We start from the raw sequence: 14,288 nt of genomic DNA on the forward strand, positions 1-14,288 counted from the left end.
CCTGACCAACTAATGAGCACGGAGAAACACCATGAACCCGACAACTGCTCTCAAACCTCTGGCTTTCGCTCTGGCAGCAGTGATGGCATTCGCAGCACAAGCAGGCAGCCTTGATGATGATCAAGGCAACGGCCAGAGCGATGGCCAGAGCAACAACCAGCAGCCTAAAGGCCCGACGCTGGAACAAATTCTGCAGATTACAGCAGGCGCCGGGGCTGCCGTGCTGGACTCGCAGGAAAGCAGTGACAGCAGCGTATTGAACCGGGACACCAAAAACGACGCTAGAGTCGATAACTCCCTGAACAACTCCAACGGCAACATGGGCGCCAACGTCGCAGCCGGTAACGGCAACCAGCAAGACAACGCCGCCGCCCTTGCCACGGCTGACGAAAGCTTCATCTTCGGCACCGCCGTCGCCGTCTCCAGCGCGACTCAGAAGAGCTCCGGCAACACCGCCAGGAACCACTCCAACACCAACAACACAACGCTCAACAACGCAGGCAACAGCGGTTCCGGCAACCTCGGCATCAACGTGACCACCGGCGCCTTCAACCAACAGAAAAACAACCTGGCGATTGCCGTTTCCGGCGGTCGTGTAGCACTAGCGGCGGCGGCGGCCAACCAAAGCACGTCCGGGCTGAACGTCACCAACAACGCCAACCATGACGACAGCACCCAGACTGATTTCGTAGCCGTGGGTGTACTCGGTCTGGCTGGCGTAACCACTCAACAAGTGATGACGCCAGAGGGCTGGAAAGCCCCTGTAACCAACAACGCTTCGATAACGGGCTCGATGAACAACTTCTCCGGCAACGGCGGAGCCAACGTATCGTCGGGTGAGGGCAACCAGCAAAGCAACTCGCTGTCCATCGCCGCGGGCTGCAAGTCCTGTCTGTAATCGCGATTGCAATGAAAGCTCCGGCGACGGGCTTTTCCACAGTCCCAAGGCGTATCGATCATGTGTAAGTCTGTCCTGTTCGCCCTGCTCTGCCTGTCCGGCTTGACCCAGGCTGCACAGATGCCGGTTGCCGCCCTGCCGGGTGGCGTGCTGGTGTACAAGCACGTACAGAGTTTGCGCGAGCGCAAGTTCAGCGACATCGTCGAACAGAAAACCGATTTCAGCTGCGGCGCCGCCGCGCTGGCAACGATACTGCGCCAGGCCTATTGGCTCGACGTCGATGAGGAGCACATCATCAAGGGCATGCTGGTCACCGCAGACCAGGACATTGTGCGTACCCAGGGTTTTTCCATGCTGGACATGAAGCGCTACATAGAACGCATCGGCATGCGTGCCCGGGGCTACAGGATCCCGCCGGAAAGACTCGAAGCCGTGACGATTCCGGTGGTGGTGCTGATGGAAATTCGCGGCTACAAGCACTTCGTGGTGATGCAGCGGGCGGACAAGCACTGGGTCTATATCGGCGACCCGGTACTCGGTCACAAACGCTACTCCCATGATGACTTTGTCAAAGGCTGGAATGGCATTATTTTCGCTATCGTCGGTCCCGGTTACGACAAAACCAATGCGTTACGCAGTCCACCGGAACCGCTGACAGCCAAGAACAAGATGGATAACTTCAACCCGGTCAAAGATGCTGAATTGATGGATTTTGGTTTCATACAGAGCGACTTCTTTTAATCGCCAACAAGATGACAGGGGGCAGGATGCTCCGGGAGCAGCAAATGAAAACCTCGTATTGGGTGGTCGCGGCCTGTCTGGCAGCGAACACTTCAGGTTTTGCTGATGAGTTCAGACCCATCGAAATCAAGGACCAGGAACTGGCCGAGCTGCGTGGCCGGTATGTGATGCCGGGGCGGGTCATCAGCTTCGGTGTCGTCATGAGCAGTACCTGGCGCAATGCCAGTGGTGATCTGATCGGGGCCTCCACCTCAATGCAGCTTCAAGCCGCAACGGTCAAGCCCGAGTTCTATGTTTCAACCATCAAGCAATCCGGTCATGGCGGTTCGTCCAGGTCGGGCAGCGGTCACGTGACAGGGGGCGCGGCCCTTAGCACTTCCCGGGGCATAACCCAGGTCACACGGGCCGCAGGCGATGGCAACAGCGCCAACAACAACATCGCCATCAACGTCAAAGAGGCCAGCACGGCCCCTGCACTGGTACCGAGCCAGGGCCAGGCGCTGATAGCCGGTCAAACCATTACCGGCAGCAATGCCGCAGGCAGTGTCGCCGTATCCGCGACGAGCGGCGGTGTTCAGATGGCCATTACCGCCAACAACAACCAGGGCACCAGCCTGCAACAGGTCGCCCAAGGCGGGTTGCTGCAAAACACCCGGTTGCTGGGCAGCAGCAATGTGGTCGACAACATGACTCAACTCAACGTAGTGCTCAACAATAATGGCCCGAGTGCGGGTGCATTGGACTGCAACCTCAACCAACTCGCTGCATTACGGACCATGGGCTATTGAACTACGCTGAGTCTGGACCATTGGGCACAAATGGACGGCTTATTCCATGCACCGATCAGTATCACTGCGTGCAGTTGCATGCTTGAGTGCTCTGCTCCCGGCGGCGATGTTGCAGGCAGCACCTGACCCGGAACTGGAGGCTCTCAAACAAGAGCTTCTGGAGTTGAAGCAACGATACGAAGTACAGCAAAAAGCCCTGGCGGTGCTCGAACAACGGGTCCGTCAGGTCGAAGAACAGCCCGCTGCGCCCCCTCCCAAACGCCTGGCCAAGTCGCCAGCGGACCTCAAGGGCAATCCAAACGTCGCCACCGGCACCGGTGCCGCGGCGGCTTCAGGGGGCGCCGCCGGGGGCAGCGGCAGCTCTTATGGACAATCGCTGGCCAATGACTCGCAACCGGCGCAAAGCGTTTCGAACCTGTATGACGAGGCCAGCGGGTTCTTCGGCGGTGGCAAGTTCAGCGTCGAAACCGGGATAACCTACTCCCGATACGATACCCGCCAACTAGTCCTCAACGGTTTTCTCGCCCTGGACTCGATCTTCCTGGGCGCCATCAACCTGGACCGGATCAAGGCCGACACCTGGACACTTGACCTCACCGGCCGCTACAACTTCAACAACCGCTGGCAGTTCGACCTGAACGTGCCGGTGGTCTACCGAGAGTCCACGTACCAGTCCGGTGGCGGCAATAGCGGCACCGCAAACGTCACCACCGAAGAGACCGTCAAGGAAGACCCGACCATTGGTGACGTCAACTTCGGTATCGCCTACAAATTCCTCGACGAATCGGCCAACACGCCGGATGCCGTGGTGACCTTGCGCGTCAAGGCGCCTACCGGTAAAGACCCGTTCGGCATCAAGCTGGTTCGGGTGGCCGATAACTCCAATCTGGCCGTGCCTGAATCCTTGCCTACCGGTAACGGCGTCTGGTCGATTACGCCGGGGATCTCGCTGGTCAAGACGTTCGATCCGGCCGTGCTGTTCGGCAGCTTGTCCTACACGCACAACCTGGAAGAGTCTTTCGACGACATCAGCTCCAACCCGGCGGTCGAGACACCGGGCAAGGTACGTATCGGCGACAGCTTCCAGATTGGCGCCGGCATCGCGTTCGCCTTGAACGAAAAGATGAGCATGTCGTTCTCGGTCTCCGACCTGGTGCAACGCAAAAGCAAGCTCAAGGAAGATGGCGGGGATTGGCAATCGGTGGTCTCCAGCGATGCCAACGCCGGTTACTTCAACATCGGCATGACCATTGCGGCCACCGACAACCTGACCATCGTCCCCAACCTGTCCATCGGCATGACGGACGATGCCCCGGACTTCCAGTTCAGCCTGAAACTCCCTTACTACTTCTGAGCCGAACAAAAAAACCGCTGCAATCGCAACGGGTTTTTGGTTTCTGGATGGTGGCTCAGCGAATCTGGTGCTTGTGCAACAACCGGTAGAAGGTTGGTCGCGACACACCCAATACTTTGGCGGCGACGCTCAGGTTATCGCTGTGGCGGTTCAATACATCGCACAATGCCTGGCGTTCGGCCCGGGACTTGTATTCTTCGAGGGTGCCCATCGGCGCGGCGATTGTATGCTGGCTGATCAACCCCAGATCACGGGCCTCGATCTGCCGGCCTTCGGCCAACACCAGCCCACGACGAACGCGGTTGGCCAGTTCGCGAACATTGCCTGGCCAGTCGTGTTTGCCCATGGCAATCAACGCGTCGTCGCTGAAGCTGCGTGGGCGGCGCCCGGTTTCACGGCTGTAGAAATGGGAGAAGTGGTTGGCCAGCGTCGCCAGGTCGCCATGGCGCTCGCGCAACGGAACGGTCGACACTTGCAGTACGTTCAAGCGGTAATACAAGTCTTCGCGAAAGCGTTTCTTCGCGATGGCCGCTTCAAGGTCAACGTTCGTCGCCGCCAGAACCCGCACATCCACCGCAATCGGTTGACTGCCGCCCACCCGCTCGATGTGTTTTTCCTGGAGGAACCGCAGCAGGTTGGCCTGCAACTCCAGTGGCAGGTCACCGATCTCGTCGAGAAACAGAGTGCCACCGTTGGCGGCTTCTATCCGTCCGACCTTGCGTTGGTGCGCTCCGGTAAATGCGCCTTTCTCATGGCCAAACAGCTCGGACTGGATCAAGTGTTCGGGAATCGCACCGCAATTGATCGCGATAAAGGGTTTGCTGTGACGCAGGGACAGACGATGCAGGGTTCGTGCGACCAGTTCCTTGCCAGTGCCGCTTTCACCGCGAATCAACACCGGAGATTCGGTCGGAGCCAGTTTGTTCAACAGTTTTCGCAGTTCACGGACAGGTTTGCTGTCGCCCAGCAATTCGTGCTCGGGCTGGTCAACATGGACCGTGCCCTGCCCGCGCAACCGTGCCATGCCAAACGCCCGGCCCAGTGTTACCTGAACCCGGGACACATCGAACGGCAAGGTATGAAAGTCAAAAAACCACTCACAGACGAAATCGCCGACATTTTGCAGCCGCAGCACTTCCTGATTGAGTACAGCTATCCACTCGGTGCCGCTGCGGGTGATCAACTCTTTGACAGCCTCCGGGTGCTCAAGGTGAAAGGGCTGCAAACGTAACAAGCCCACGTCGCAGGTTCGGTCAGCGGCGTTCTCCAGCGTGCAGCTGTCAACGTCCCAACCAATCGCGCGCAATCCAGGGAGCAGACGATAGCAATCGTCACAGGGGTCCACCACTAATAAACGTCGTAAGGCAGGCGCATCACTCATGACTGTTCCTTGGCGCCAAATTTACGAAAATTTATTAAAAACAGTCATTTGGCGGACCTGGCTGTAACATTAGCAAGAATTTGACAGGGGCTTGTACCGTTTGACTATAGGCATGCAATGCAACCAGTTATAAGTTGCGATTATGTTAGTTACCTAACGACTCTTTCCTTTCATTCAGCTTTCAATGTCAGGCTCATTCTTGAGCCTGTGAAATAAAGTGGAAATTTCTTTTGATTGTGTGTGACCCAAACCCCGGTTGCGGGCATCAGTACAAGTAACCAGCCGAACGGTAAGCCCAACCGTCGGCACATCACTTGATTGGGCATACAGAGAGAAGACCCCATGAACGCCCCGCTGCGTATCAACGAAGCACTTCTGATTGCCGACCGCGCATTTAAACCATTCAAATGCGTGGCCTGGGCTCCACAAGACGGTAATGGCGAACTCAGCCTGACCGTTATCGACCGCACCAGCACCAGCATTGGCCGCAAGCAGATCCCAAGCAGCGCTTATTCCGATCCCGCCCAACTCGAATTGCTGCTGGAACAGGCCCGCGCCGAATTGAGCGAGGAAGGTTACACACTGCAATCGTGGTCGATGCCGCACTGATCGTTTTGCGGATTACTCCGGAGTAATCCGCGCCCTCCTCCTGTCTTTAGCTCGCAGGTTTTTTTGGCCGCGCGCACTAGTTGACACTGTTTAATTCGAACTTTGCATACGCCTGATACTTTGCAGGCTCGCCATTGGTTCGAAAAGACACTGTTGTGGCACACAACGACCCTCCGTCTGTTAGTTCTTACCGTTGCGCATCCTTTCATTCAGGGATTGAATATTGTCCTTACAAGTCGCCACCCAAACTTCTGGACCAAGACGACTCGCAAGGAGATGCGGCGCATGTCTATCCAGTCCGCTTTTGCCTACCCCACCACCCGGAACAACGCCGGGGCCCTCGATACGACGTTTGCCGCCAACGGCAAAACCCAGGTCTATTTCGCCGACAGCCTTTTCAGCCTGGCCAATGGCGTTGCGATCGATGCGCAAGGTCGTTTGCTGGTAGCTGCAAAAGTCGGCATGGCCGATGGCAGCCGCTTTGGCCTGGCCCGCTTGCTGGAGGATGGTTGCGCAGACCTCACGTTCGGCAAACAAGGCAGTGTCATCGGGCAATTCGAGCCGGGGTTCGAAGCCATGGGCACCAAGGTCCTGATCTTGCCCGACGGCAATATCCTGTTGGCCGGCCTGCAATACGAAAACGCACACCGCACGCTCCCGGCCCTGGCATTGCTGGACCAGGACGGTCGCCTGGTTCGAAGCTTTGGCGATAATGGCCGCTGTGTCGTGCGATTGCCTGGCGGTTTGTCCCTGGGCATGCGCGATAAATGGCTCCCTCCCGGTGTGCCGGGCGCTGAAGCCTGCGATGTCGACGTACAACAAGACGGCCGGATCCTGATCCTGGCCAACCATCACTTCGAACTGGCCGATCACGTCGGTATGTTGATACGACTGGATGTCGAAGGCTCGCTGGACTGCTCGTTCAATGACCGCGGCTTCGTGATGGTCAGGCACCTGCTGATGAATACCTGGCTCAGCAGCCTGACGGTACAACGTGATGGCCGAATTCTGGTCGGTGGATCGATCAACTTTCCCGAGGAAGGCTTGCTGGCACGCTATCACCCTGACGGGCGCCTCGACGACCGTTTTGCCGTGGATGGATTCATGACCTTCAAGGCGCAAGGGCATGGCGCCCGGGTCAGCCGGGTGGTCCAGCAAAACGAAGGTGACGTCCTGTGTTTTGGCAGCAGTAGCGAGCCAATGCACTGCCTGACATTTAAAATGCACAGCAACGGCCGACCCGACACTCATTGCAACGGAGGACATCCGCAGCGTCGGGAAATCGGTTACAGCGGATGCCAGTGGACCGCCGCACAATTGCAGCCCGATGGCACTGTGCTGACGGCGGGCGCCACCATCGGCGGCATCGAAGCAGACTTCATTCTCGGCCGATACCTGCCTAACGGCCTTCCCGATCGCCGTTTTGGCAAAGGCAGCGGCTATACACGTACCCGCCTCGGCCCCAGCCTGGATACCGCCACCTGTATCGCCGCGCAAGCCGATGGCAACATCGTCGTTGGAGGCTATTCGCTGCAAGGAAACTACAAGGCGGTCATCGCTCGCTTCCAGGGATAAACACTGGCATTTTTCCTGCGCTTGATCTTCTCGCGCGCTTACGGCAAGTTGCGCGCTTCTCAAGACAAGGAGCAGCCGATGTCCGGTTCAATGGCCCAGGCGTTCGCGCACAACTTTCTCGGGCACTCGCCCCGTTGGTACAAGGCCTGCATCGTCAGCTTTCTGATTCTCAATGCCCTGGTGCTGTGGACCGCAGGCCCGGTGGCTGCCGGCTGGCTACTGGTGCTGGAGTTCATCTTCACCCTGGCCATGGCGCTCAAATGCTATCCGCTGATGCCTGGCGGCCTGCTGATGATTGAAGCCCTGCTGCTGAAGATGACCACGCCCCAGGCACTGTACGACGAGTTACTGCACAACTTCCCGGTGATCCTGCTGCTGATGTTCATGGTGGCCGGTATCTATTTCATGAAGGACCTGTTGCTGTACCTGTTCTCGCGCCTGCTGCTCGGGGTTCGCTCCAAGGCCCTGCTGGCCCTGATGTTCTGCTTTTTGTCGGCCTTCCTGTCGGCGTTCCTCGATGCCTTGACCGTGACCGCCGTGATCATCAGTGCCGCCGTAGGCTTTTATTCGGTGTATCACCGCGTTGCCTCGGGTAACGATCCGCGTCAGGACAGCGAGTTCAGCGACGACAAACACCTGCCCACCCTGCACCACGGCGACCTCGAACAGTTCCGCGCCTTTCTGCGCAGCCTGCTGATGCATGGTGCCGTGGGCACCGCGCTGGGTGGCGTTTGTACGCTGGTCGGCGAACCGCAAAACCTGCTGATCGGCCATGAAATGGGCTGGCACTTCGCCGAGTTTTTTACCCGGGTTGCGCCGGTATCCCTGCCGGTACTGGTTGCCGGGCTGGTAACGTGCATTCTGCTGGAAAAGCTGCGCTGGTTCGGATACGGCACGCTGCTGCCGGATAACGTCCGTGCGGTGCTGGCCAACTACGCCGCCGAAGACAATGCCGAGCGCACCACGCGCCAACGTGCAGCGCTTCTGGTGCAAGGCTTTGCCGCATTGATTCTGATTGCCGGGCTGGCGTTTCACATCGCCGAAGTGGGTTTGATCGGTTTGATGGTGATCGTGCTGATCACCGCCTTTACCGGCATCACCGACGAACACCGCCTGGGCACCGCGTTCAAGGACGCCATGCCATTCACCTCATTGTTGGTGGTGTTTTTCGCTGTGGTCGCGGTGATTCACGATCAGCAACTGTTCGCCCCGCTGATCCATTGGGTGCTGACGCTGCCGGCAGACCAACAACCGGGCATGCTGTTCATTGCCAACGGCCTGCTGTCCGCCATCAGCGACAACGTGTTCGTGGCAACCATTTACATCACCGAAGTGAAGCGCGCGTTCATGGCGGGTGAGATGACCCGTGAGCATTTCGAAACGCTGGCCATTGCGATCAATACCGGTACCAACCTGCCGAGCGTGGCGACGCCCAACGGTCAGGCGGCGTTTCTGTTCCTGCTGACCTCGGCGATTGCACCGCTGGTGCGCCTGTCTTACGGGCGAATGGTCTGGATGGCATTGCCATACACCGTGGTGATGGGCGTGCTCGGGTGGTATGCGGTGAGCTACTGGCTGTAACCCCCAAACCCTGTGGGAGCGAGCTTGCTCGCGATGGCGGCGGCACATTCAACATCCCTGTGTCTGACACACCGCCATCGCGAGCAAGCTCGCTCCCACAGGAGATACGTATTATCCGAGGCTGTGCCAGACGCGACCGTCACGGGTGAGCAATTCTTCGCCGGCCTTGGGGCCGTTTTCCCCGGCGGCATAGCTCTGCACACTGGAGTCCTGCTGCCAGGCATCCAGGAACGGTTGCACCGCGCACCAGCCGTTTTCGATGTTGTCGGCGCGCTGGAACAGCGTCTGGTCGCCGGTCAGGCAATCGTAGATCAGGGTTTCGTAGCCGGTGGACGGCTGCATCTCGAAGAAATCCTTGTAGGCGAACCCGAGCTCGATGTTGTCCATTTTCAAGGCCTGACCGGGACGCTTGGCCAGCAGGTCGAACCACATGCCTTCGTTCGGCTGGATCTGAATGCGCAAATAGGTCGGCTGCAACTCATCGACCTCGGTATCGCGGAACTGCGCATAGGGCGCCGACTTGAAGCAAATCACGATCTCGGTGTCACGCACGCTCATGCGCTTGCCGGTACGCAGGTAGAACGGCACGCCGACCCAACGCCAGTTATCGATCATGACCTTGAGGGCCACATAGGTTTCGGTATTGCTGTCGGGGGCGACGTTGTTTTCCTGGCGATAGCCCGCCAGTGCCTTGCCGTCGATCTCACCGGCGGCGTATTGGCCGCGCACCGAGTTGGCGCGGGCCTCCTCGACCGTCCAGGGACGGATCGCGCCAACGACCTTGGCTTTCTCGCCGCGCACCGCATCGGCACCAAATGCGGCGGGCGGTTCCATCGCCACCATCGCCAACAACTGGAACAGGTGATTGGGCACCATGTCCCGCAGCGCGCCGGTGTGCTCATAGAAACTGCCACGGGTTTCCACGCCGACGGTTTCGGCGGCGGTGATCTGCACGTGGTCGATGTAGTGATTGTTCCAGAACGCTTCGAACAGGCTGTTGGAGAACCGGCTGACCAGGATGTTCTGCACGGTCTCCTTGCCCAGGTAATGGTCGATGCGGTAGATCTGCTTTTCCGTCATCACCTTGAGCAGGCAAGCGTTCAAGGCTTCGGCCGTATGCAGGTCGGAGCCGAAGGGCTTTTCGATCACCACCCTTCTGAAGGCCTCGGGGGTTTCTCCCAGCAAGCCGGCCGAGCCGAGGCGGCGTACCACTTCACTGAAGAAACGCGGCGCGGTGGCCAGGTAGAACACCGCATTGCCGGTACTGCTGTCGGCGATTTTTGCCGCCAGCGCTTGATAAGTGCTGTCGTCCAGGAAATCGCCCTGGACGTAGCTGATGCCTTTGGCGAGCGTGGCCCACAGCGCCGGGTCAAGGGCTTGATCGCCCTTGCCGGTCCTGGTGGCCACCTCGTTGCGGATGAAGTCTTCGAGCTTTTTCGCGAAGCCTTCATCGCTGATGGCGTTGTGGTCAACGCCGATGATCCGCAGTCCATCCCCGAGTAAACCGTCACGGCTGAGGTTGTACAGCGCCGGCATCAGCAGGCGCTTGACCAGATCGCCGTGGGCGCCGAACAGGAACAGCGTGGTCGGCGGCGCGGGTTCAGCCTTGGATTTTCTGCGGATCGAGTGGGTCATTTTTTCGAGGTCTCCACATGGCCGCCGAAGCCGAAGCGCTGGGCCGAGAGAACCTTGTCGCCAAAGGTTCCTTGCCCACGCGAGCGGTAGCGAGAGAACAGCGAGTTCGACAGCACCGGCACCGGCACCGCTTGCTCCATCGCGGCTTCGATGGTCCATTGTCCTTCACCGCTGTCGGCCACGGACCCGGAAAAACCGTCGAGCTTCGGATCGCTGGCCAGGGCGTCGGCCGTCAGGTCCAGCAACCACGAGGACACCACGCTACCACGACGCCAGACTTCGGCGATGTCGGCGACGTTCAGGTCGAAACGCTGGTCTTGCGGCAGGCTCTCGCTGTTTTTGGTCTTGAGGATGTCGAAGCCCTCGGCGAAGGCCTGCATCATTCCGTATTCGATGCCGTTGTGGATCATCTTCACGAAGTGCCCGGCGCCGGCGGGACCGGCGTGAATGTAGCCGTGTTCGGCACGCTCGTCGTCGGACTTGCGGTCCTTGGTGCGCGGGATGTCGCCCAGGCCCGGGGCCAGGGTTGCGAACAGCGGGTCCAGGCGCTTAACGGTCTCGGCATCGCCGCCAATCATCATGCAGTAACCGCGCTCCAGACCCCAGACGCCGCCGGACGTACCGACGTCGATGTAATGCAGGCCTTTTTCCGACAGGGTCTTCGCCCGACGGATATCGTCCTTATAGAAGGTGTTGCCGCCGTCGATGATGGTGTCGCCGGCTTCGAGCAAGGTGCTCAGGGTGTCGATGGTTTCTTCGGTCGGTGCGCCTGCTGGCAGCATGACCCAGACCGCACGCGGCCTGGCCAGGCCAGCGACCAGCGCTGGCAGATCGGTGACGCCCGTGGAGCCTTCTGTGGCCAGGGCTTCGACAAAGGCGGTATTGCGGTCATAAACAACGGTGGTGTGCCCGTTGAGCATCAGGCGCCGCGCAATATTGCCGCCCATGCGGCCCAGTCCAATAATCCCGAGTTGCATGTGCTGATGCTCCCTACTACAAATAAAAGTGTGTCAAAGGTTATAGCCCAACGCGACTCATGAGGTTAGTCCAGAGCGTTGGCGTGAAGTTTCCGGGCATTGTGCCCGATCCTGATGGATAACGTCGGGAATCAAACCGAAGACACAACGACCATGAAAAATAAAAAAGTTCCCTTTGGGGGTAAAAGAAATCAAAATTGGCGCCGATAGTAGGTCAGCCCCGGATTTCGAGGCGTACCTACAGTTGAGACACGCCATTTGCGAGGTGAGCAATGGGCACAGTACACACCGCACTGCCAGCACAAACCCTTTACGTCACTATCCGTCGCGATGAATTGCGCCAGTTGAAGGACGAACGCGATCAATTGAAACAGGAGCTGGCGCACTTGCGGCTGCTGCTGCAAACCGGTCAGACGCAGCCCCTGGCTGTGACGCAACGCGCTCCACTGGCCTGACACCCCCTCCTTTCAAGCGGGAGCTGATTGCACTGCTTCCGCACCGGCTCACGCCCTGCCACTCCTGGCAACTCACATAATTTTCACAATTGTTTCACAATAATTACTCGTTTAGGTCGCCCGATTCCGCGCGGCCCTCGTTCGTCGTCCGCGATATCCAAGTCCCGGCGGTGGTAGTGAATTCTCGGCTGGAGCGCTGAATGTCTTTGTTTAAACGCAGCAAAACGACTGCGGCAGGATTTGATTGGGCCGGGTTCCTCTGGCTGTTTGTATTCTTCTGGTACTTTTCCGGCATTACCCAACTACTGATCCAGCTGACTGGCACCTCCGGCTTTACCGGATTCCGCCAGGCCTTCGTCATGAGCGCCATCTGGCTGGCGCCGATGTTGCTGTTCCCTCGGCAAACCCGTGTCATGGCCGCCGTGATTGGCGTTGTACTGTGGGCGTGCTCCATGGCGAGCCTGGGATATTTCTTCATTTATCAGCAAGAATTTTCCCAGAGCGTCATCTTCATCATGTTCGAGTCGAACGTGGCTGAAGCCGGCGAGTACATGACCCAGTACTTTGCCTGGTGGATGGTCCCGGCGTTCCTCGCCCACAGCGCTTTTTCCTGGTTCCTGTGGACACGCCTGCGCCCGGTGTACCTGCCCCGTGGCAAGGCGCTGGTCGCGGCAACCGCCCTCCTGTTCACCGTGGTCGCCTATCCGCTGATCAAGCAGACCCAGCGCACCGGCAGTTTCGCCGCCGGTTTCGAGAAGTTCGAAACCCGCATCGAACCTGCGGTGCCATGGCAGATGGCCGTGGCCTATCACCGTTACCTCGACACCCTGGCCGGAATGCAGGACATGCTCGAAAGCGCCAGCAAGATTCCACCGCTGCACAACCTCAAGGACGCCACGGCCAACACGCCTGCGACCCTGGTGCTGGTGATCGGCGAGTCCACCAACCGTCAGCGCATGAGCCTGTACGGCTATCCCCGGGCAACCACGCCGGAACTGGACAAGCTCAAGGATCAACTGGACGTTTTCGACAACGTCATCACCCCGCGTCCCTACACCATTGAGGCACTGCAGCAGGTCCTGACCTTCGCCGACGAAGAAAACCCGGACCTGTACCTGTCGACACCATCGTTGGTCAGCATGATGAAACAGGCGGGCTACAAGACCTTCTGGATCACCAACCAGCAGACCATGACCAAGCGCAACACCATGCTCACGACCTTCTCCGAACAGGCCGACGAGCAGGTGTACCTGAACAACAACCGCAACCAGAACGCCGCCCAGTACGATGGCGACGTGATCGAGCCGTTCAACAAGGCCTTGGCCGATGCGGCACCGCGCAAACTCATCGTCGTGCATTTGCTCGGCACGCACATGAGCTACCAGTACCGCTACCCGTCGACCTTCGACAAGTTCCAGGACCGTGACGGCGTGCCTGCCGGCATTCGCGATGACCAGTTGCCGACGTACAACAGCTACGACAACGCCGTGCTGTACAACGACTTCGTGGTGTCCAGCCTGATCAAGGACTACGCCAGGACCGACCCGAACGGCTTCCTGCTGTACCTCTCCGACCATGGCGAAGACGTGTTCGATTCCGTGGGCCACAGCACCCTGGGGCGCAACGAGAACAAGCCGACAGCACCGATGTACACCATTCCGTTCATGGCCTGGGCCTCCCCGAAATGGCGAGCAGCCCATGACTGGAACCTCGCCGGCGATCTGTCGCGTCCTTACAGCAGTTCGCACCTGATCCACACCTGGGCGGACCTCGCAGGCCTGAGCTTCGACGAGCTCGATCGCAGCAAGAGCGTGGTCAGCGACAGCTTCAAGCCCCGGCCATTGATGATCGGCAACCCGTATGAACGTGAGCAACGGGCGTTGATCGACTTCAGTCTGATGAAGCCGAAGACGCCACCGACGGTCGTCCAGCAGTGATCCTTGAAGGGGCCGGTTCCGGCCCCTTTTTCATGCTCGTGAAGTTCATTCCCATTTAACCGAATCGGCGGATAATGCCAATTCGACACTGCTTCATTGATTCATGGACGAAAGGCATCCGACATCTGTAGTGGGAGGCAAACCATGAAACGCACCGCAATGATTCTCGCCGGCCTGATGGCCTTGGGCTCAACCAGCGCTTTTGCCGAAGGTGGAGCCGAACGCATGCGCTATTACTACGAAAGCCTGCGACTGGCCCAGCAACAAGCTCTGGGCCACCCTATCCAAAGCACTGAGCTGCGGGTTCCGGACGATCAAACCGCACAAATGACTGAAACCTACAGACCGAAATGATCC

The 14,288-nt window shown here is 58.9% G+C and carries 13 protein-coding genes; 10 read left to right on the top strand and 3 right to left on the bottom strand.

Annotation, left to right across the window (positions count from 1 at the left end):
• The first annotated feature begins 31 nt into the window (after positions 1-31).
• The 4 genes from KGB28_RS10045 to KGB28_RS10060 are packed head-to-tail and all read left to right on the top strand — an operon-like array spanning position 32 to position 3,781.
• A complete protein-coding gene (locus KGB28_RS10045; RefSeq protein ID WP_223444565.1) occupies positions 32-898 on the top strand; it encodes a heme utilization protein in 867 nt (288 codons plus the stop codon).
• A 60-nt stretch (positions 899-958) separates the two neighbouring features.
• Positions 959-1,639 (top strand): C39 family peptidase, encoded by a 681-nt coding sequence (locus tag KGB28_RS10050; protein ID WP_223444567.1) that lies wholly within the window; start codon positions 959-961, stop codon positions 1,637-1,639.
• Between the two features lie 26 nt (positions 1,640-1,665).
• Positions 1,666-2,427, top strand: a complete 762-nt coding sequence (locus KGB28_RS10055; RefSeq protein ID WP_223444569.1) for a hypothetical protein — start codon at positions 1,666-1,668, stop codon at positions 2,425-2,427.
• Positions 2,428-2,473: 46 nt separating this feature from the next.
• Complete coding sequence (locus tag KGB28_RS10060) at positions 2,474-3,781, top strand: hypothetical protein (protein ID WP_223444577.1); 1,308 nt, start codon at positions 2,474-2,476, stop codon at positions 3,779-3,781.
• Positions 3,782-3,836: 55 nt separating this feature from the next.
• Here KGB28_RS10060 and KGB28_RS10065 read toward each other — a convergent pair whose 3' ends face one another.
• Complete coding sequence (locus KGB28_RS10065) at positions 3,837-5,162, bottom strand: sigma-54 dependent transcriptional regulator (protein WP_223444579.1); 1,326 nt, start codon at positions 5,160-5,162, stop codon at positions 3,837-3,839.
• 342 nt (positions 5,163-5,504) lie between these two features.
• On the opposite strand from KGB28_RS10065, the gene KGB28_RS10070 reads away from it, so the two are divergent.
• The 3 genes from KGB28_RS10070 (at position 5,505) to nhaB (ending at position 8,927) form a co-directional block, all read left to right on the top strand.
• Positions 5,505-5,771, top strand: a complete 267-nt coding sequence (locus tag KGB28_RS10070) for a hypothetical protein (RefSeq protein WP_007970062.1) — start codon at positions 5,505-5,507, stop codon at positions 5,769-5,771.
• A 285-nt stretch (positions 5,772-6,056) separates the two neighbouring features.
• Positions 6,057-7,346: a hypothetical protein gene (locus KGB28_RS10075; protein ID WP_223444580.1), complete on the top strand. Its 1,290-nt coding sequence runs from the start codon at positions 6,057-6,059 to the stop codon at positions 7,344-7,346.
• A 78-nt stretch (positions 7,347-7,424) separates the two neighbouring features.
• The gene (nhaB, locus tag KGB28_RS10080; RefSeq protein WP_223444581.1) at positions 7,425-8,927 is read left to right on the top strand and encodes a sodium/proton antiporter NhaB; all 1,503 of its coding nucleotides are present in this window, start codon (positions 7,425-7,427) and stop codon (positions 8,925-8,927) included.
• 111 nt (positions 8,928-9,038) lie between these two features.
• Here nhaB and zwf read toward each other — a convergent pair whose 3' ends face one another.
• Together zwf and gnd are read right to left on the bottom strand one after the other, a co-directional pair.
• Positions 9,039-10,562: a glucose-6-phosphate dehydrogenase gene (zwf, locus tag KGB28_RS10085; RefSeq protein ID WP_223444582.1), complete on the bottom strand. Its 1,524-nt coding sequence runs from the start codon at positions 10,560-10,562 to the stop codon at positions 9,039-9,041.
• A complete protein-coding gene (gene gnd / locus KGB28_RS10090; RefSeq protein ID WP_150723748.1) occupies positions 10,559-11,539 on the bottom strand; it encodes a phosphogluconate dehydrogenase (NAD(+)-dependent, decarboxylating) in 981 nt (326 codons plus the stop codon). Before gnd ends, zwf begins: the two co-directional genes overlap by 4 nt.
• A gap of 272 nt (positions 11,540-11,811) precedes the next feature.
• Between gnd and KGB28_RS10095 the strand changes: the two genes are divergently transcribed.
• The 3 genes from KGB28_RS10095 to KGB28_RS10105 all read left to right on the top strand — a co-directional run bounded on the left by KGB28_RS10095 (position 11,812) and on the right by KGB28_RS10105 (position 14,285).
• The gene (locus KGB28_RS10095; protein WP_046042083.1) at positions 11,812-11,994 is read left to right on the top strand and encodes a DUF6026 family protein; all 183 of its coding nucleotides are present in this window, start codon (positions 11,812-11,814) and stop codon (positions 11,992-11,994) included.
• A 200-nt stretch (positions 11,995-12,194) separates the two neighbouring features.
• Complete coding sequence (locus tag KGB28_RS10100) at positions 12,195-13,931, top strand: phosphoethanolamine transferase CptA (protein ID WP_223444586.1); 1,737 nt, start codon at positions 12,195-12,197, stop codon at positions 13,929-13,931.
• A gap of 144 nt (positions 13,932-14,075) precedes the next feature.
• Positions 14,076-14,285: a hypothetical protein gene (locus tag KGB28_RS10105; RefSeq protein WP_150723746.1), complete on the top strand. Its 210-nt coding sequence runs from the start codon at positions 14,076-14,078 to the stop codon at positions 14,283-14,285.
• Positions 14,286-14,288: the final 3 nt, after the last annotated feature.

It is taken from the genome of Pseudomonas sp. BF-R-19, from assembly GCF_019956445.1.
GTDB classification, from domain to species: Bacteria; Pseudomonadota; Gammaproteobacteria; order Pseudomonadales; family Pseudomonadaceae; genus Aquipseudomonas; species Aquipseudomonas fluorescens_BH.

Bases quoted from the DNA above. Each gene is read 5' to 3' on its own strand.
- zwf (WP_223444582.1), bottom strand. From the start codon at position 10,562: ATGACCCACTCGATCCGCAGAAAATCCAAGGCTGAACCCGCGCCGCCG.
- nhaB (WP_223444581.1), top strand. From the start codon at position 7,425: ATGTCCGGTTCAATGGCCCAGGCGTTCGCGCACAACTTTCTCGGGCAC.
- KGB28_RS10055 (WP_223444569.1), top strand. From the start codon at position 1,666: ATGCTCCGGGAGCAGCAAATGAAAACCTCGTATTGGGTGGTCGCGGCC.
- KGB28_RS10105 (WP_150723746.1), top strand. From the start codon at position 14,076: ATGAAACGCACCGCAATGATTCTCGCCGGCCTGATGGCCTTGGGCTCA.
- gnd (WP_150723748.1), bottom strand. From the start codon at position 11,539: ATGCAACTCGGGATTATTGGACTGGGCCGCATGGGCGGCAATATTGCG.
- KGB28_RS10100 (WP_223444586.1), top strand. From the start codon at position 12,195: ATGTCTTTGTTTAAACGCAGCAAAACGACTGCGGCAGGATTTGATTGG.
- KGB28_RS10045 (WP_223444565.1), top strand. From the start codon at position 32: ATGAACCCGACAACTGCTCTCAAACCTCTGGCTTTCGCTCTGGCAGCA.
- KGB28_RS10050 (WP_223444567.1), top strand. From the start codon at position 959: ATGTGTAAGTCTGTCCTGTTCGCCCTGCTCTGCCTGTCCGGCTTGACC.
- KGB28_RS10075 (WP_223444580.1), top strand. From the start codon at position 6,057: ATGTCTATCCAGTCCGCTTTTGCCTACCCCACCACCCGGAACAACGCC.
- KGB28_RS10095 (WP_046042083.1), top strand. From the start codon at position 11,812: ATGGGCACAGTACACACCGCACTGCCAGCACAAACCCTTTACGTCACT.
- KGB28_RS10065 (WP_223444579.1), bottom strand. From the start codon at position 5,162: ATGAGTGATGCGCCTGCCTTACGACGTTTATTAGTGGTGGACCCCTGT.
- KGB28_RS10060 (WP_223444577.1), top strand. From the start codon at position 2,474: ATGCACCGATCAGTATCACTGCGTGCAGTTGCATGCTTGAGTGCTCTG.
- KGB28_RS10070 (WP_007970062.1), top strand. From the start codon at position 5,505: ATGAACGCCCCGCTGCGTATCAACGAAGCACTTCTGATTGCCGACCGC.